The following is a 17,861-nucleotide window of genomic DNA, read 5'->3' as shown; positions in this document are numbered from 1 at the left end:
TCGTCACTCGCCCAGCATGGCGCCGAGGTCGGCCTCGGCGACGATCTCGCCATTGACCTTGGCTTCGCCGTGGTACCACCACATGTTCCGCCGCTTGGCGGTCTTGGTCATGTGGAACTCGACGACGTCGCCCGGCACCACCGGCCGGCGGAACTTGCAGTTGTCGATGGTGAGGAAATAGACCACGCTCGGGCTGTTGGTGCCGCGCGACAGGATGCAGATGGCGCCCGCGGTCTGGGCCATACCCTCGATCAGCAGCACGCCCGGCATCACCGGCCGGCCGGGGAAATGGCCCTGGAAGTGCGGCTCGTTGATGGTGACCGCCTTGATGCCGACGGCCGAATTGTCGCTGTCGATCTTCTCGACCCGGTCCACCATCAGGAACGGATAGCGGTGCGGCAGCAGCGCCAGCACGCGCTGGATGTCGAGCGCCTCGAGCACCTTGCCCGGTTCTGCGGTCATGTCTCCCCCCCTTCGTCCTTGCCCGCCGGCCGCTCGCCCTCGCCCTGGGCCGCCAGCTTGGCCAACAACGTTACCTCGCGGAACCACGCGCGCACCGGCTTGGCCGGCGCCCCGCCCCAGCGCGCGCCGGGCGGCACGTCGTCCTTCACCGAGGAGGTCGCCGCGATCTGCGCGCCGTCGCCCACATTGACGTGGCCGATGACGCCGGCCTGGCCGCCGATCACCACGAAATCGCCCAGCGTGGCGCTGCCGGAAATGCCGACCTGGGCCACGATCACGCAGTTGCGCCCAATGGTGACGTTGTGGGCGATCTGCACCAGATTGTCGATCTTGGTGCCCTCGCCGATCACCGTGTCGCCGCCGGCGCCGCGATCGATGGTCGAATTCGCGCCGATCTCGACATCGTCCTGGATGATCACCCGGCCGAGCTGCGGCACCTTGAGGTGACCGCGCGGCCCCATCACATAGCCGAACCCGTCCTGGCCGATGCGCACCCCGCCATGGACGATCACCCGGTTGCCGAGCATGGCGTGGGTGACGCTGGCGCCGGGGCCGATCCAGCAGTCGCGCCCGACACGCACGTTCTGGCCGATCACCGCATTGGCGGCGACGCAGGTGCCGCTGCCGATCTCGACATCGGCGCCCACCACCGCGCCGGGATCGACGGTGACCCCGGGCTCGAGCCGCGCCGTCGGATGAATGATGGCGCCCGGCGCCACGCCGGCCGCGCCGAACACCGAGGCCGGCTTCACCGCCTCCGGATGCAGCTTGCGCGACAGCAGCGCCAGCGCGCGGTGCGGGTCGGCCACCACCAGCACCGCGATGTGGGCCGGCACCTGCGCCGCGTGGCGCGACCGGGTGAAGCAGGCGGCAGCATGGGAGCCGGCAAGCGCCGGCAGGTACTTGGTGTTGTCGAAGAAGGTGGCATCGCCCGGCCCCGCCCGGTCGAGCGGCGCCACGCCCGAAATCTGGCGATAGAGATCGACCGGCCGCGGCAGCTCGGCCCCGACCAGTTCCGCCACCTCGCCGAGCGTCACAGGCTGGGGGCTGGGAAAGAAGCGGGGCTCGGGCATGATGGCTGGCTGTCGCCGGCAGGCCACAGCCGACCGGCGTCTCTTGCGAAGGCGGGACCAGAACGTCCGATACGGCAGGCGCAGATCGGACGTTCGCGTTTACGACGAAGCCCGGCCGATCGAGCCGGAGCTTCCTGTTCCGGTCGCCGAAAATCCCGTTGCCGAACGGGGAGTCTCGGCGAGACCGGGTCCGGGATCCCGAAGGGACCGTCCGGCGAACCATATGAGTCGTCGCGTCTTCTATCGCAAAACCGGCTGTCGCGGTTGCGGAAAACGCGCTTTGGCGCCGCCTGCGGCATCGCCATCCCCAGCCGGCTGGCGAAGGCCGGGCAGGCGTGGCCCGGCTCAAGCGGTTTCCAGCCTCCAGAAAGGACCAATTGGAGGCCGCATCAAACGAAAATCCGGCCCGCAGGGGCCGGATTTCGCAGAGTGCTCGTGGCGGCGGGTCCGGCGGCAGGCGCAGCCGATTTCCCAATTCTGTTCCGCCAGCCTCAGAACCGCGTGCCGCCGCTGAAGCGGAAGGCCTGGGTTTTGTCGTAGTCCGCCTTCGACAGCGCCACGGCGTAGTCGATGCGGATCGGGCCGAAGGGCGACGACCAGATCACGCCGGCACCGACCGACGAGCGGATGACGTTGGTGTCGTAGACCTCCATGCCGCTGTAGATTTCGCCCTGGTAGTCCCACAGCGAGCCGGCGTCGGCGAACAGCGCGCCCTTGAGGCCGAAGTCCTTCGGCATCCACGGCACCGGGAACTGCACTTCCGCCGTGGTGCCCCAGTACATGCTGCCGCCGAGCGCGTCCTGATTGTTGGAGCCCATGTCGCGCGGGCCGATGCCGGCCGACTTGAAGCCGCGCACCAGATTCGGCCCCATGAAGAAGCCATCCATGATGCGGAATTCCTGGTCGCCCCAGCCGGTGACGTAGCCGCCCTGGGCGCGCAGCAGGCCGACAATGTCGCTGCCGAGATCGTGGTACCAGCGCACGTCGCCGGTGGTACGGATGAAGTTGACGTCGCCGCCGACACCCGCGAAGTCCTGCTTCAGCTCGGCATAGAGACCCTTGGTCGGCTGCTTGTTGCTGTCCAGCGTGTTGTAGGCCAGCGTGTAGCCGACGAGCGACACGATCTGCGGATCGCCGGCGATCTGCTTGAAGGCCTGCGACGCCTCACCGTTATCCTGACACTCCGGAAAATTCGATCCGTCGGCCTTACAGTCCCTGTACGCCTCGTTCCCGATCTCGATTTCCTGCTGATAGAGCGAGTAGCGCAGCAGAAGCGAGAGATTGTCCTGCAGCGGCAGGCCGAAGCGGATGGTGCCGCCCACCATGTTGTTGCTGTAGGAGGCCGACGTCGACGAGGACGGCTCGGTCTGCTTGTAGAACAGGTCGAAGCCGGCCGCGACGCGGTATCCCATGAAGAAGGGATCGGTGAAGTTGAACTCGGCGCTCTTCGAGTACTCGCCATAGGAGCCGGCCAGACGGACATAGTAGCCGCGGCCGAGGAAGTTGCGCTCCGCCACCGAGACCTCGCCGATGAAGCCTTCGGCCGTCGAATAGCCGCCGGCCACCGAGAATTCACCGGTCGGCTGGTCCTCCACGTCGACGTTCAGGATCACGCGGTCGGGCGCCGAGCCCGGCTCGTTGGTGATCTTCACCGTCTTGAAGTAGCCGAGGTTCTTCAGCCGGCGCTCGGCCCGGTCGACCATCACGCGGTTGTAGGCGTCGCCCTCGAAGATGTCGAACTCGCGCCGCACGACATAGTCGCGGGTGCGGGTGTTGCCGCGCACATTGATGCGCTCGATATAGACCCGCGGTCCTTCCTCGATCACATAGGCGACCGAGATCTGCTGGGTGGCGGCGTCGCGGTCGCCGCGCGGGCGCACCTGCGCGAAGGCGTAGCCCTTCTTCGACACCTCGATCGTCAGGTCTTCGATCGTCTTCTCGACCAGATCGGCATTGTAGGTGTCGCCCTGGCGGGTGCGCAGCACCTTGCGCAGCGACTCCGAATCGACGTCGCGGATGTTCGACTGCACGTCGATGGTGCCGAACTTGTACTGCGACCCTTCATCGAGCGTGATGGTGATGTTGAACTCGTTCTTCTGCCGGTCCAGATCGGCCACCGCCGAGATGATGCGGAAATCCGCATAGCCGTGCTGGAGGTAGAAGCGCCGCAGCAGCTCCTGGTCGGCATTGAGCCGGTCCGGGTCATAGACGTCGCTGTTCTTGATCCAGCTCAGCCAGTTGGACTCGGTCGTGTTCATCACGTCCTTGAGCTTCCAGGAGCCGAACGCCTTGTTGCCCACGAACTCGATGCGGCGGACGGCGGTCTTGGTGCCCTCGGTGACCTCGAACACGAGATCGACGCGGCCGTTCGGCAGGTCGATCGTCTTCGGCTCGACCCGCACGTCGTAGCGGCCCGACCGGCGGTAGACTTCCAAAATGCGCTGGACGTCGGACTGGACGACGGCGCGCGACAGCGGCCCGCGCGACTTGGACTGGACCTCGCCGGCCAGCACGTCGTCCTTGATCTTCTTGTTGCCCTCGAAGGCGACGCGATTGATCACGAGGTTCTCGACCACCGTGACCACCAGACGCCCACCCTGCTGGCTGACCCGCACATCCTCGAACAGGCCGGTGGCGAACAGCCCCTTCACGCCCTCGTCGATGGTGACGGCATCGAGCCGGTCACCCCGGAAATAGCCGCGGATGGTGTCGGCGTCGACGCGGCGGTTGCCCTGGACGATGATGGACGACGCGGACTGGGCCGACGCTTGCGTGGCAAGCATGACAGACCCCGCCCCGGCCATGGTCATGCTGCCAGCGGCAAGCGCAACCACCGTGACCAGTCGACCAATAACCCGAACACAATAAGTCATTGGTAAGCAACCGTTATGTTTGTTCTGACGCCGTTCCGCGAGAAGGGAATCCCACGGGGACAAACCGCTTGTACAGTCATTTCCACCCCCTGGAAACCAAGGCCCTGGCTGGCGCAGTGAATTTCTGGACACCGTTGCTCTTCCGCCACTCTGTCACGGTCACGACGTCGCCAGATGGACGATGTCGTTCCATGTTGCAAACACCATCAGCATGACGACCAGCGCCAGCCCGATCCGGAAGGACATCTCCTGGGCACGCTCGCTGATCGGACGGCCCCGCACCGCCTCGATGGCGTAGAAGAGGAGATGGCCGCCATCGAGCATCGGCACCGGAAACAGGTTCAGAAGGCCGATCGACACCGACAGCACCGCCGCGAGGTTGAGCAGCGCCACCAGACCGACCCCGGCGACCTGCCCGGACAGCTGGGCGATGCGAATCGGTCCGCCGAGCTGATCGGCGGATTCGCGCCCGCTGATCAGGCCGCCGATATAGGCCACCGTGCGGTCGATCACGAACCAGGATTCCTGCACCCCCATCCACAGCGCGGTGAAGGGGTCATAGCGCTCGTAGGTCACGTCTTCGGGCGTCGTCGAGCGCGTCAGGCCGAGAATGCCGGTGCGCAGAACGTTGCCGAAACTGTCCTTCTTCTCGCGCAGCTCGGGCGTCGCCACCAGCGTCTCGCGGGTGCCGCCGCGCTCGACCTCGACGGTGAGCGGGACGCCGGCATTGGCGCCGACGATGCGCTGCATGTCGGAGAAGCTGTGGATCGGCCGCCCGTCGATCGACATCACCACGTCGCCGGGCTGGAACCCGGCCGCTTCGGCGGCGCTGCCCGGTTCCACCCGGTCGACCCGGGCGGCAGTGATCTGCTTGCCGTAGAGCGTGAAGATGCCGGCGAAGATGACGATGGCCAGCAGGAAATTCGCAAACGGCCCGGCCGCCACCACGGCCGCCCGCTGCCCCACCGTCTTGTGGAAGAAGCTCACCCGCCGCTCGGCCTCGGTCATGGAGCGGACGGCCTCGCCATCGGGCACGCTGGCGGCGTTCTCGTCGCCTAAGAAGCGCACATAGCCGCCGAGAGGAACCAGCGCCACCCGCCAGCGCGTGCCGTGGCGGTCATTGAAGCCGAACAGCTCCGGCCCGAACCCGATCGAGAACGCCTCGACCTTCACCCCGCAGCGGCGGGCGACCCAGAAGTGCCCGAACTCGTGGAAGAACACCACGATGGTGAGGACGAACAGGAACGGCAGAGCGTAGCCGAGAACCCCACCGCCGAAGGCGCCGAGCGCGCTGAACAAATCCATCTTGTGCGTCCTGCTCCCATTGAGACGGCGCCCGGCCGATTAGGCAGGCGCCGAGCGCTTCCGGCTGCCGGGAATCCCTCTTCGACCAGGGGATTCCGGCCAAGTTTGGACCGGCATCCCTAAAGTGATCCGCCAGATCCCTTAGGACTTGGTAACCACGAGCCACCTTGAAACGGGATCAAGGAGGGAACCGGGCTCTAGGATGCCTTTGCGGCGATTTCGGGCAGGAGCCCCTCGGCCACCACGCGGGACTCGGCGTCCAGCGCCAGGGCCTCGGCAAGGGTTTGCGGCGCGGCGCCCGGAGAGACGGACTCCAGCGTCGCCGCCACCAGACCGGCGATGCCAGGAAACGTTAACCGTCTTTGCAGAAAGGCCGCGACCGCGATCTCGTTGGCGGCGTTCAGCACGGTCGGCGCGGCCCCGCCGGCGGCCAGCGCCTCCATGGCGATTCGCAGCGCCGGGAATCGGTCGAGGTCGGGCCGCTCGAAGGTGAGGCTCGCAATCGTCGCCAGATCGAGCCGGGTCACCGGCCCGTTCAGCCGCACCGGCCAGCCGAGACAATGGGCGATCGGCACCCGCATGTCGGGCACCGACATCTGCGCCAGCACCGCGCCGTCGCTGTACTGCACCAGGGCGTGTACGATCGACTGCGGATGCACCAGCACGTCGAGCTGGGCGGCGTCGAGCTGGAACAGGTGCATGGCCTCGATCAGCTCCAGGCCCTTGTTCATCAGCGACGCCGAATCGATGGTGACCTTGGCGCCCATGCTCCAATTGGGGTGCTTCAGCGCCTGCTCGGGCGTCGCCGCCGCGATCGCCGCCCGCGTCCAGGTGCGAAACGGCCCGCCCGACGCGGTCAGCGTGACGCGCTCCACCGCCGCCCGCGGCCCCGACAGCATCCCCTGGAAGACCGCATTGTGCTCGGAATCGACCGGCAGCACGGTGGCGCCGACCTCGGCAGCACGGCGCATGAACAGCTCGCCCGCCGTCACCAGACATTCCTTGTTGGCCAGCGCGAGCCGCCGGCCGGCCGAAAGCGCGGCAAGGCTCGGGGCAAGGCCGGCGGTGCCGACGATCGCCGCCATCACCCAGTCGGCCGGGCGCTGCGCCGCCTCCACCACTGCCTCAGGGCCGGCCGCGGCCTCGATGCCCGAGCCTGAGAGCGCGGCCGTAAGGTCGCGATAGGCGGCCGGATCGGCCACCACCGCCAGCCGCGCGCCATTGGCCCGCGCCGCCGCCGCCAGCTTCGTCGCATCGCGCTGCGCCACCAGCGCCTCGACGCGGTAGCGCTCCGGCGCCCGCGACACCAGATCGAGCGTGCTGGTGCCGATCGAGCCGGTCGCGCCGAGCACGCTGATCCGCAGCGGCTCGCTGGAGGGGATCGCCTGCTGCGGCGCCTGGAGCGGAACGGTCATGACGTCACCATATCAGGATGCTGGCCGCCGGCGTGCCGGCTCCGCCGCGGATGAGGCCGAGCAGCACCAGGAACAGCACCGCCGCGATCACCCCGTCGAGACGGTCCATCAGACCGCCATGCCCGGGGATGAGGCTGCCGCTGTCCTTGGCGCCGAACCGGCGCTTGAACCAGGATTCGAACAGGTCGCCGCCCTGGGAGACGACGGAGGTGGCGAACGCCACCGCCACCACCTGCCAGGGCAGGTGCCAAGGCACCGGAATTCCGAGGAACGCGACCACCGCGCAGCCCGCGGCCGTGCCCGCCACGGCGCCGCCGATGCTGCCCGACCACGTCTTCTTGGGGCTGATGCGCGGCGCGAGCTTCGGCCCGCCGACCGCCCGGCCGACGAAATAGGCCGCAACATCGGTCGCCCACACCGTCGCGAACACGAACAGGATGCCGGCGAGGCCGTAGGCCGCATCCCAGCGCAGCGCCAGGGCTGGCAGCAGCAGCGCCGCGGCATAGCCGACGCCCCCCAGCACCCATTTGCGATGCGCCGGCTCGGCGATGACCGTGGCCGCCACGGCACCGGCCAACACCGCCGCCAGCGCGCCGGTGCCCGAACCGAGCTCCCAGGCCAGGGTCGCCAGCGCCAGCCCCAGCCCGCCGGCAATCGCCACCTTGCGGAGCGCGCAGCCGGCGATCAGCCGCAGCCATTCCTCCAGCACGATCAGCGATGCGACGAGAACGAGGCCCGAGAAGGCCGGACCGCCCAGAATGGTGAGCCCCAGCGCCGCCGGCGCCAGCACCACGGCGGACAGCACCCGCATCCGCAAGTCGGACATGGGCCGAACGCGACCTGCCACCGGCGTCACGAACGTGCCCTTCACGACGATCCGGCGGCCAACCGGCCACCGAATCGACGTTCCCTGGCGTTGAACTCGGCGATCGCCGCCTCCAGCGCCGCGCGGTCGAAATCCGGCCACAGCACCGGCGTGAACACGAACTCCGAATAAGCCGCCTGCCACAGCAGGAAGTTCGACAGCCGCTGCTCGCCGGACGTGCGGATGATCAGGTCCGGATCGGGAATGCCGACGGTGTCGAGGCAGCGGGCGAAGGTCTCGGTCGTCAGTGTCTTCGGGTCGAGAGTGCCGGAGGCGATGGCACCGGCGACCTGCCGCACGGCGTTGAGGATCTCCTGGCGCGAGCCGTAATTGAACGCGAACACCAGGACCAGCCCGGTATTGTTGGCGGTGAGGGTCTCGGCCTCGTGCAACATGCCCCGGATGTCCGGCTCGAGCCCCTCGCGCACCCCGATCACCCGCACCCGGGTGTTGTTGGCGTGCAGGTCGGCCAGATCGTTGCGGATGAAGCGGCGGATCAGCCCCATCAGGTCGCCGACCTCTTCGGGCGGGCGCGACCAGTTCTCCGAGGAGAAGCTGTAGAGGGTGAGATAGTCGATGCCGAGTTCGCGGCTGGCGCGCACGGTGCGGCGCACCGCCTCGACGCCGCGCCGGTGCCCCTCGACGCGCGGCAGCATGCGGGACGCCGCCCAGCGGCCATTGCCGTCCATGATGATCGCCACGTGCCGCGGGCATTTGCCTGCGGCCGGCGCCTTCGTCTCGGACAGCTTGTGTTCTGGCATCGGCATCCGAAGAACCTGTTGTTGCCGGCCTGGGGCGGCCATGACCGTCGCGGGCCTAGACGGTCATGATCTCTTTCTCTTTCTGCGCCAAGACCTGATCGACCTCGGCGATGGCGGCGTCGGTGGCCTTCTGGACTTCGGTGCTCAGCCGGTCGAGATCATCCTGGCTGACGTGCCCGTCCTTTTCCTGCTTCTTCAGATGGTCGAGCCCGTCGCGCCGCACATGCCGCACCGCGACCCGCGCCGCCTCGGCATATTTGTGAGCGACCTTGACAAGCTCTTGACGGCGCTGCTGCGTCAGCTCGGGGATGCGCAGGCGGATCACCTGCCCCTCGGTCGCCGGGTTCAACCCCAGGTCGCTGTCGCGGATGGCCTTCTCGACGGCATGCATCATGCCCTTGTCCCAGACCTGGATCGACAGCAGGCGCGGTTCGGGCACGCTGATCGAGGCCACCTGGTTGAGCGGCATGCGGGCGCCATAGGCCTCCACCTCGATCGGCTCGACAAGGCTGGCCGACGCCCGGCCGGTGCGCAACCCGTTCAGCTCGTGGCGCAGCACGCTGATGGCGCCCTGCATGCGCCGCTTCAGTTCGGGCAGGTCGTGTTCACCCGACGACATGTCATTCCTCCGCTGGAGCGTCTTCTGCGCGTCCCGGCGCGGCTGCTTTCATGGCCCGATCCTGACATCCGCCGACGCCGATGTCAGGCCAAATCGGCCCACAGCTTGTTGAGTCCGCGGACGAAACCACACCGCAACCGGGCACCGCTTGTGCCGGCTGCCGGAGTCCATCCACTAGGCCGTGACGAGGGTTGCTCTCCCCTCCCCCCGTAGCACGGCGGTGATCGCACCAGGCTCCTGAATCGAAAAAACGATGATAGGCATGCGGCTGTCGCGGGCAAGCGCGAACGCGGCAGCATCCATCACCCCGAGCTGACGGTCGATGGCGTCCGAGTGCGTGAGCCGCTCGTAGCGCACGGCCACGGGGTCCTTCTTCGGATCGGCCGAATAGACCCCGTCGACATTGGTCGCCTTGAGCAGGGCGCCGCAGCCGAGTTCGGCCGCCCGCAGCGCCGCCCCGGTGTCGGTAGTGAAGAACGGGTTGCCGGTGCCCCCCGCCAGCAGCGCCACCCGGCCCTTGGCGAGGTGGGCCAGCGCCGTCTGCCGGGCATAGGGCTCGCACACCGTCGGCATGGCGACCGCCGACAGGGTGCGTGCCGGCGCGCCGGCCGCCTCCACCGCCTGTTCGAGCGCCAGAGCGTTCATCACGGTCGCCAGCATGCCCATCTGGTCGGCGGTGGCGCGGTCAAACCCCTTGGCCGCGCCCTGCACGCCGCGGAAGATGTTGCCGCCGCCGACCACCACCGCCAGTTCGAAGCCGAGCGCCCGTGCCGCGGCGAGATCGGCGGCGATGCGCGCCACCGTCGGCGGATGCAGGCCGAAGGCCTCGGGCCCCATCAGGGCTTCGCCCGAGACCTTGACCAGAACCCGCTTGTAGGGGAGCGCGCCCACGGCAAACCTCGCATAGGGTTTCCGGGAGATCCCGTCGAACCCGGAAACGGACCCGCCGAAAATCCTCAGTCGAGACCGGGATTTTCGGCGACCGGAACATGAACGCCGGCCCTCGTGGTCCGACCCTGACAATTGCATCCACAAATGTCAGGACAAGTCGGCCCACAAACCATTGATTCTGTGGATGAAATTTGTCCGACGCGTGGGTGCCAAGCGTCGGATTTCATCCACAAGGGCCGGCGCTCGGATCAGCCAACGCCGCCCGCAGCCGCCACCTCGGCCGCGAAGTCTTCTTCCTTCTTCTCGACGCCTTCGCCAAGCGCGAAGCGCACGAAGCCCTTCACCGCCACCGCGCCGCCGGCCTTGCCCTCGAGTTCCTTGATCGCCTGGGCCACCGTCTTGGCGGGATCGTGCACATAGGGCTGATCGAGCAGGCAGACCTCCTTGAAGAAGGTCTTGAGCCCGCTTTCGGCGATCTTCTCGATCACCGCCGCCGGCTTGCCGGTGGCCGCGGCCTTCTCGGTCAGCACCGCGCGCTCGCGCTCGACCACCGCCGGGTCGATGCCCGACGGATCGACCGCCAGCGGATTGGCGGCGGCGATGTGCATCGCCAGCATGCGGCCGAACGGCGCGAGCACGTCGGCGGCGCCGGTCGACTCCAGCGCCACCACGACGCCGATCTTGCCGAGGCCGGAATCGCGGGCGATCTCGCTGTGGACATAGGCGCCCACCACGCCCGAGCCGACCTCGACCACCCCGGCGCGACGCAGCGTCATGTTCTCGCCGATGGTGGCGATGGCGCTGGCGATCGATTCCTGCACCGTGTGCTCGCCGACCTTGGCGGCGAGGATCGCCTCGACGTCGCTGCCGGTCTTGAGCGCCACCTGGGCGATCAGCTTGACCAGGCCCTGGAAATGATCGTTGCGGGCGACGAAATCGGTCTCGGAATTGACCTCGACCACCACGCCCTTGTTGCCCTCGACCACCACGCCGATCAGGCCGTCGGCGGCGACGCGCCCGGCCTTCTTGGCGGCCTTGGCGAGGCCCTTCTTGCGCAGCCAGTCGACCGCGGCCTCGATATCGCCGCCGGTCTCGTTCAGCGCGGTCTTGCAGTCCATCATGCCCGCGCCGGTCTTCTCGCGCAGGTCCTTCACCATCTGGGCCGTGATGTTGGCCATGATCCTTCGCTCCCTGAAAAAGGTGAACCGGGCGGCCCCAATGGCAAAAACCAGGCACTCGGAACCAAGTACCTGATTTCAGCCACAGATCCATTACGGCCTCCAGCCTCCCGAACGGGGATCGGCCGGAAGCCGTGCAACGCGTCGTGGTCCGACGCGCCCCGACACCCGCGATGCGGATGTCAGGATCGGACCACGGGGCTACCCGCTCGCATCATTGGACGCCGAGCCGGAAAGACCGGCTCATTCGCCTTCGGCCGACAGTTCCCTGGCCTTGTTGATCCAGCCCTCGATCCGGCCCGGCAGGCCGACCGCATCCCCAACGCGGGCCGCATCGGCCGCATTGAACGCCGCAACCTGCCAGTGATGGAAGATGCCGAGTTCGTTCAGCTTCTTCTCGATGGTCTTGGACACGCCGGGAAGCTGCGTGAGATCGTCCGGGGTGCCGCGCGGGCCCGACAGCGCCTCGAAGCCCGACGCCGGCTCTTCCGCCGGCAGCTCTTCGAGGATCGGGGCTTCCGCCTCGCCGATGTCGATGCCGAGGTCGCCCTGGGCGCGCGAGATGCCGTCGATGGCGGCGCGCACGATCAGGTCGCAATAGAGCGCGATGGCGCGGCCGGCGTCGTCATTGCCGGGAATCGGGAAGGCGATGCCGTCCGGATCGCAATTGGTATCGACCACCGCCACCACCGGGATGCCGAGGCGGGTCGCCTCCTTGATCGCGATGTTTTCCTTGTTGGTGTCGATCACGAACAGCATGTCGGGCGTGCCGCCCATGTCGCGGATGCCGCCGAGCGCACGCTCAAGCTTCTCCTTCTCGCGCGACAGGGTGAGCCGCTCCTTCTTGGTGTAGAAGCCGCCGGTCTCGCCGGACAGCATCTCCTCCAGCTTCTTCAGCCGCTGGATGGACTGGGAGATGGTCTTCCAGTTGGTCAGCGTGCCGCCGAGCCAGCGCGAATTGACATAATACTGGGCCGACCGCTTGGCCGCCTCGGCCACCGCATCCGCCGCCTGACGCTTGGTGCCGACGAGCAGCACGCGCCCGCCGCGGGCCACGCAGTCCGAGATCGCCTGCAGCGCACGATGCGCCAGCGGCACGGTCTGGGCGAGGTCGATGATGTGGATGTTGTTGCGGGTGCCGAAGATGTAGGGCGCCATCTTCGGGTTCCAGCGGTGGGCCTGATGGCCGAAGTGCGCTCCAGCTTCGAGAAGCGTGCGCATCGAGACGTCGGGCAGCGCCATGGCAGTTCCTTTTCCGGTTGAGCCTCCGCGGACGGTTGCCCCGAGGTATCGAGGCACCGGACGGCCTCGAAAGACCATGAGTCCGCGTGTGGAATGGTCGCGCTTATAGTGGCGGACAGAACGGGGCGCAACCCTTGCCGGCCCAACATCCGGCGGGTGCCTGCTCCAGCCGCACCTGCGGCAGGGTCGGCCTCGCCACGGCCGGGCCTCGCCACGGCCTTACATCTCCTGCACCATGACCACGCCGGGGATCGCCTTGATGGCGCCGGCGATCTGCGGCGTCACCTTGTAGCGGCCGGGCAGCCGCATCTCGATCTCGGTGCGGCTCTCCTCCAGCATGACGACGAGGCCGACCTCGCCGTCGCCGCCCGGCTCAAGCCGCCGCGCCAGGCTGTCGAGCGGCGACGCGCCGCGTACGAACACGTTGAGGCCCTTCTGGTGGCGCGCCGCCACCTCGTCGAGCGGCTCGACCGACTGGATGCGGGCGCGCACGTCCTCGCCCTGGATCTCGGCCGAGACCTGCAGCACCACCCGCGCCCCCTCCTCCAGCAGCGGGCCGTACTGCTGCAGCACCTCGGAGAACACCACCACCTCGAACGGCGCCGACGGATCGGACAGCGCCAGGATGCCCATCTTGTTGCCGGTCTTGGTGCGCTTCTCGGTGCGGCCGACGACGATGGCGGCGAGCCGGCCGGCGGTGGCGCCCTCCTCCTTCACCGCCTCGCAGAACGCGGTCCACGGCTGCACCCTCTGCCGCTTCAGCGTCGCGGCATAGTCGTCGAGCGGATGGCCGGAGAGGAAGAAGCCGATGGCGTCGAACTCGCGCTTCAGCCGGTCGGACGGCAGCCACTCCGCGACGTGCGGCAGCGCCAGCGGCGCCGCCGCCGCGCCGCCGAATAGCTCCGACTGGCCGGCCGCCCGGTCGTCGAGCCGGCGCGCCGCGTGGCCCAGCACAATGTCGGCGGCGGCGAGCGCGCGCGCCCGGCTGCGCTCAAGCGCATCGAACGCGCCGGCCGCGGCGAGGCTTTCATAGGTGCGCTTGTTGACCGCCTTGGGGTCGATGCGCTCGGCCAGATCGTGCAGGTCGCGAAACGGCGTCGGCCCGCGCGCCGCCACCAGCGAGCCCACCGCCTGCGTGCCGACGCCCTTGATGGCGGCGAGCGCATAGACGATCGCCTTGCCGTCCGGCTCGAACTCGGCGCCCGAGCGGTTGACGCAGGGCGGCACGATGCGGATGCCGAGCCGCTCGGCCTCGGCCCGGAATTCGGCCAGCTTGTCGGTGTTCGACATGTCGAGCGTCATCGTCGCCGCCAGGAACTCGACCGGAAAATTGGCCTTCAGATATGCCGTCTGGTAGGCGACCAGGGCGTAGGCGGCGGCGTGGCTCTTGTTGAAGCCGTAGTCGGCGAACTTGGCGAGCAGGTCGAAGATCGCCTCGGCCTGCGCCTTCTCCACCCCGCGCTCGGTTGCGCCATCGACGAATCGGGCGCGCTGCTTGTCCATCTCGGCGCGGATCTTCTTGCCCATGGCGCGGCGCAAGAGATCGGCTTCGCCGAGCGAATAGCCGGCCAGGATCTGGGCGATCTGCATCACCTGCTCCTGGTAGATGATGACGCCGAAGGTCTCCTTCAGCACCGGCTCGATCGTGGGGTGCGGGTATTCGGGCTCCTCGCGACCGTGCTTGCGGGCGCAATAGGTGGGGATGTTGGCCATCGGCCCCGGCCGATAGAGCGCAACCAGCGCGATGATGTCCTCGAAGCGGTCCGGCTCCATGTCGATCAGCGCCTTGCGCATGCCGGCGCTTTCAAGCTGGAACACGCCGGCGGTCTCGCCGCGCGCCAGCATCTCGTAGGTCTTCGGATCGTCGAGCGGCAGGTGCGACAGGTCGATCTCGATGCCGCGGCGGCCGATCAGCCGCACCGCCGTCTGCAGCGTGGTCAGCGTCTTGAGGCCGAGGAAGTCGAACTTCACCAGCCCCGCCGGCTCCACCCACTTCATGTTGAACTGGGTGACCGGCATGTCGGACTTGGGGTCGCGATAGAGCGGCACCAGTTCGACCAGCGGCCGGTCGCCGATGACGATGCCGGCGGCGTGGGTGGAGGCGTGGCGGTAGAGCCCCTCCAGCTTCAGCGCGATGTCGAGCAGGCGCTTGACGATCGGGTCGACGTCGCGCGCCGCCTGCAGCTTGGGCTCCTCGGCGATCGCCTGGGCCAGCGTCACCGGCTTGGCCGGGTTCTGCGGCACCAGCTTGGTGAGCTTGTCGACCTGGCCGTAGGGCATCTGCAGCACGCGGCCGACGTCGCGCAGCACGCCGCGCGCCAGCAGCGTGCCGAAGGTGATGATCTGCGCCACCTGATCGCGGCCGTAGCGGTCCTGGACGTAGCGGATCACCTCGTCGCGCCGGTCCTGGCAGAAGTCGATGTCGAAGTCCGGCATCGACACGCGCTCGGGATTGAGGAAGCGCTCGAACAGCAGGCCGAAGCGGATCGGGTCGAGATCGGTGATGGTGAGCGAATAGGCGACCAGCGAGCCGGCACCCGAGCCGCGCCCCGGCCCGACCGGAATGCCCTGGCTCTTCGCCCATTTGATGAAGTCCGAGACGATGAGGAAGTAGCCCGGAAACTTCATGCGGGCGATGACATCGAGTTCGAAGGCGAGGCGCTGGCGATAGTCGTCCTCGCTGGTGCCGGGCGCGAGCCCCTGCGCGGCGAGGCGGCGCTCGAGCCCCGCCTCGGCCTGCCGGCGCAGCTCCGCCTCCTCCGCCGCCGAGGCGCCATGGCCGTGATGCCCGTGCCCGCCGTGTCCGTGGCCGTGCTTGTCGGCATGCGACTCGACGCTCTCGGTCTCGGCCGCCGTGACGAAGTGCGGCAGGATCGGTTTGCGGGTGCGCGGCCGCATGGCGCAGCGGCGTGCGATCTCGACCGTTGCCGCCACCGCCTCGGGCAGATCGGCAAACAGCGCCGCCATCTCGGCGCGGGTCTTGAAGCGGTGCTCGGGCGTGAGCTGCCGGCGCTCGGAATCGGCGATGATCCGCCCCTCGGCAATGCAGATCAGCGCATCGTGCGCCTCGTAGTCGTCGGCCGCGGCGAAGAACGGCTCGTTGGCGGCGACCAGCGGCAGGCCGCGACCGTAGGCGAGATCGAGCAGCACCGGCTCGACCTGCCGCTCGGTCTCGGTTCCGTGGCGCTGCAGCTCGACATAGAGCCGGTCGCCGAACGCACCGGCCAGCGCGTCGAGCCGGGCCGCGGCGAGATCGGGCTGGCCGTCGGCGGCCGCCCGGTCGAGCGGGCCGTCGGGCCCGCCGGTGAGCACGATCAGCCCCTCGGCGTGCTCGGCGAGCCGCGCCGCCGGCACGTGCGGCTCCTCGCCCGACGGGCTCTCCAGATAGGCGCGCGAGGTCAGCGCCATCAGGTTGCGGTAGCCGGATTCGCGGGCGGCAAGGCAGACGATGCGCGGTCGCCGCTGCGGTGCCCCGGCCTGCGGCCGGCCGCGCTGGGCGCCGTCGCCGAAATCGACGGCGAGCGACAGGCCGATGAGCGGCTGGATGCCGCTGCCGGCCATCTTCTCGGAAAACTCAAGCGCGCCGAACAGATTGCCGGTGTCGGTCAGCGCCAGCGCCGGCTGCTTGTCGGCCTTCGCCAGCTCGGCGAGCTTGCCGATCGACAGCGCGCCCTCCAGCAACGAATACGACGAATGCACGTGCAGGTGAACGAACCCGACGTTCGCCATCCCGTCCCTCCCTGCGGCCGATGGGTCCACAGTGCGCACTCCCGCCCCCCGCTGTCGAGCCCGGCCCGGCCGCCCGTCCACAGCCTGCCGGCCGCAGCCAGCAGAGATGACGGACCGCCGCCCGATCGCCGCCCCGCGATGCCATGCCCCCCGCCTCGATGGGAGCCCCCGCCGGGAGAGGCGCTGCCGCGCCGGATCTCGCGCTGCCCTCAGCGGCCGGGCGGCAGACCGCCGGCACCCGGGCCGGCCTTTCTCAGAAACCGCCAGCGCCAAGCAGTTGCGCCCACACCACCACGGTGGCGGCGAACAGGCCGAGCGAGGCAAGGGCAGCGGCTTCGTTGACGAACGCGCGGATCATGGCGACCTCCGTGGCAACCGGAACAAACCCGGAACTCAACCATGTTCGATTTTTGTTCTCGCGTCAACACGCGATGCGCGCAAGTCGCGCCCCAGTTTGAATTGCGCGCAACGAAACCACGGCCGAGCCCGACCTGCTCGGCGCCAAAAACGCCCGCAATGTTATGTATGTCCACGCCGGCCGCAGCTTATGGGTCCCCTTCCCTCGCGCACCAAAGGTGCGCTCGCCGGGGACGACGGGTGGCTGCTGAATGCTGCGGTGGTCCAAGGACGCGGCGCCCCTCACCCGCCCTCGCTTCGCTCGGGCACCCTCTCCCGCAAAAGCCTGCGCCCAGGCGCGCGCAAGCGCGGCCCGGGTGGGAGAGGGAAGAAGGTGCGCGCTCTCACCCCAAGAACGCTCTCACCCCAGCGGCTCGATGCGGCCGTCGCGCAGCGTCACCTGCCGGTCCATGCGGGCGGCGAGGTCGAGATTGTGGGTGGCGACCAGCGCCGCCAGCCCCGAGGCATGCACAAGCTGCACCAGCGCGTTGAACACGTGGTCGGAGGTCTTGGGGTCGAGATTGCCGGTCGGCTCGTCGGCGAGCAGCAGGCGCGGCGCGTTGGCCACGGCGCGGGCGATGGCGACGCGCTGCTGCTCGCCGCCCGACAGTTCCGCCGGCCGGTGGATGAGCCGCTTCTCCAGTCCGAGATAGGACAGGAGCTCGGCCGAGCGGCGGCGCGCCTCGGTCTTCGGTAGGCCGCGGATCATCTGCGGCAGCATGACGTTCTCGACCGCCGAGAACTCCGGCAGCAGATGGTGGAACTGGTAGACGAAGCCGATCTGGGTGCGGCGCAGCATGGTGCGGTCGCCGTCCGACAGGCGCGAGGTCGGCCGGCCGCAGATGTCGATCTCGCCGCCGTCCGGATGTTCGAGCAGGCCGGCGATGTGCAGCAGCGTCGACTTGCCGGCGCCGGAGGGAGCGACCAGCGCCACCGTCTCGCCGGGCGCGAGCTCGAGATCGACGCCGGCCAGGATGGTCAGCGTCGCCTCGCCCTGCGTGTAGCGGCGCTCGACGCCGGAGAGGAGAAGAACGGGAGCGGTCTCGCGCATC

The 17,861-nt window shown here is 68.6% G+C and carries 13 protein-coding genes; all 13 read right to left on the bottom strand.

What is annotated here, in order from left to right; all coding sequences use genetic code 11:
- Window positions 1-3: 3 nt before the first annotated feature.
- Window positions 4-462 (bottom strand): 3-hydroxyacyl-ACP dehydratase FabZ, encoded by a 459-nt coding sequence (gene fabZ, locus BLTE_RS04705; protein ID WP_126398075.1) that lies wholly within the window; start codon window positions 460-462, stop codon window positions 4-6.
- A complete protein-coding gene (gene lpxD / locus BLTE_RS04700) occupies window positions 459-1,535 on the bottom strand; it encodes a UDP-3-O-(3-hydroxymyristoyl)glucosamine N-acyltransferase (protein ID WP_126398073.1) in 1,077 nt (358 codons plus the stop codon). Before lpxD ends, fabZ begins: the two co-directional genes overlap by 4 nt.
- A gap of 491 nt (window positions 1,536-2,026) precedes the next feature.
- Window positions 2,027-4,408: an outer membrane protein assembly factor BamA gene (gene bamA, locus BLTE_RS04695; protein ID WP_126398071.1), complete on the bottom strand. Its 2,382-nt coding sequence runs from the start codon at window positions 4,406-4,408 to the stop codon at window positions 2,027-2,029.
- 159 nt (window positions 4,409-4,567) lie between these two features.
- On the bottom strand, window positions 4,568-5,713 hold the full coding sequence (rseP, locus tag BLTE_RS04690; protein ID WP_126398069.1) for an RIP metalloprotease RseP: 1,146 nt from the start codon (window positions 5,711-5,713) through the stop codon (window positions 4,568-4,570).
- 197 nt (window positions 5,714-5,910) lie between these two features.
- On the bottom strand, window positions 5,911-7,128 hold the full coding sequence (gene dxr / locus BLTE_RS04685) for a 1-deoxy-D-xylulose-5-phosphate reductoisomerase (RefSeq protein WP_126398067.1): 1,218 nt from the start codon (window positions 7,126-7,128) through the stop codon (window positions 5,911-5,913).
- Between the two features lie 4 nt (window positions 7,129-7,132).
- Window positions 7,133-7,954, bottom strand: coding sequence for a phosphatidate cytidylyltransferase (locus BLTE_RS04680; protein WP_126398065.1), 822 nt, complete (start codon window positions 7,952-7,954; stop codon window positions 7,133-7,135).
- A gap of 41 nt (window positions 7,955-7,995) precedes the next feature.
- A complete protein-coding gene (locus tag BLTE_RS04675; protein ID WP_126402048.1) occupies window positions 7,996-8,754 on the bottom strand; it encodes an isoprenyl transferase in 759 nt (252 codons plus the stop codon).
- A gap of 55 nt (window positions 8,755-8,809) precedes the next feature.
- Window positions 8,810-9,373, bottom strand: a complete 564-nt coding sequence (gene frr / locus BLTE_RS04670; protein WP_126398063.1) for a ribosome recycling factor — start codon at window positions 9,371-9,373, stop codon at window positions 8,810-8,812.
- A 174-nt stretch (window positions 9,374-9,547) separates the two neighbouring features.
- Window positions 9,548-10,210, bottom strand: a complete 663-nt coding sequence (gene pyrH / locus BLTE_RS04665) for a UMP kinase (RefSeq protein WP_244600182.1) — start codon at window positions 10,208-10,210, stop codon at window positions 9,548-9,550.
- A 302-nt stretch (window positions 10,211-10,512) separates the two neighbouring features.
- Window positions 10,513-11,442, bottom strand: coding sequence for a translation elongation factor Ts (gene tsf / locus BLTE_RS04660; RefSeq protein ID WP_126398062.1), 930 nt, complete (start codon window positions 11,440-11,442; stop codon window positions 10,513-10,515).
- A gap of 243 nt (window positions 11,443-11,685) precedes the next feature.
- On the bottom strand, window positions 11,686-12,684 hold the full coding sequence (locus BLTE_RS04655; RefSeq protein ID WP_126398060.1) for a 30S ribosomal protein S2: 999 nt from the start codon (window positions 12,682-12,684) through the stop codon (window positions 11,686-11,688).
- Window positions 12,685-12,903: 219 nt separating this feature from the next.
- A complete protein-coding gene (dnaE, locus tag BLTE_RS04650) occupies window positions 12,904-16,413 on the bottom strand; it encodes a DNA polymerase III subunit alpha (protein ID WP_126398058.1) in 3,510 nt (1,169 codons plus the stop codon).
- 757 nt (window positions 16,414-17,170) lie between these two features.
- On the bottom strand, window positions 17,171-17,860 hold the full coding sequence (locus BLTE_RS04645) for an ABC transporter ATP-binding protein (protein ID WP_197723268.1): 690 nt from the start codon (window positions 17,858-17,860) through the stop codon (window positions 17,171-17,173).
- Between the last annotated feature and the right edge of the window lies 1 nt (window position 17,861).

This window comes from Blastochloris tepida (genome assembly GCF_003966715.1).
Classification (GTDB): Bacteria; Pseudomonadota; Alphaproteobacteria; order Rhizobiales; family Xanthobacteraceae; genus Blastochloris; species Blastochloris tepida.
The sequence above is the reverse complement of the archived record's forward strand: the minus strand, read 5'-3'. Positions and strand labels throughout refer to the sequence as shown.

Bases quoted from the DNA above. Each gene is read 5' to 3' on its own strand.
- fabZ (WP_126398075.1), bottom strand. From the start codon at position 462: ATGACCGCAGAACCGGGCAAGGTGCTCGAGGCGCTCGACATCCAGCGC.
- lpxD (WP_126398073.1), bottom strand. From the start codon at position 1,535: ATGCCCGAGCCCCGCTTCTTTCCCAGCCCCCAGCCTGTGACGCTCGGC.
- bamA (WP_126398071.1), bottom strand. From the start codon at position 4,408: ATGACTTATTGTGTTCGGGTTATTGGTCGACTGGTCACGGTGGTTGCG.
- rseP (WP_126398069.1), bottom strand. From the start codon at position 5,713: ATGGATTTGTTCAGCGCGCTCGGCGCCTTCGGCGGTGGGGTTCTCGGC.
- dxr (WP_126398067.1), bottom strand. From the start codon at position 7,128: ATGACCGTTCCGCTCCAGGCGCCGCAGCAGGCGATCCCCTCCAGCGAG.
- BLTE_RS04680 (WP_126398065.1), bottom strand. From the start codon at position 7,954: ATGTCCGACTTGCGGATGCGGGTGCTGTCCGCCGTGGTGCTGGCGCCG.
- BLTE_RS04675 (WP_126402048.1), bottom strand. From the start codon at position 8,754: ATGCCAGAACACAAGCTGTCCGAGACGAAGGCGCCGGCCGCAGGCAAA.
- frr (WP_126398063.1), bottom strand. From the start codon at position 9,373: ATGTCGTCGGGTGAACACGACCTGCCCGAACTGAAGCGGCGCATGCAG.
- pyrH (WP_244600182.1), bottom strand. From the start codon at position 10,210: ATGGGGCCCGAGGCCTTCGGCCTGCATCCGCCGACGGTGGCGCGCATC.
- tsf (WP_126398062.1), bottom strand. From the start codon at position 11,442: ATGGCCAACATCACGGCCCAGATGGTGAAGGACCTGCGCGAGAAGACC.
- BLTE_RS04655 (WP_126398060.1), bottom strand. From the start codon at position 12,684: ATGGCGCTGCCCGACGTCTCGATGCGCACGCTTCTCGAAGCTGGAGCG.
- dnaE (WP_126398058.1), bottom strand. From the start codon at position 16,413: ATGGCGAACGTCGGGTTCGTTCACCTGCACGTGCATTCGTCGTATTCG.
- BLTE_RS04645 (WP_197723268.1), bottom strand. From the start codon at position 17,860: ATGCGCGAGACCGCTCCCGTTCTTCTCCTCTCCGGCGTCGAGCGCCGC.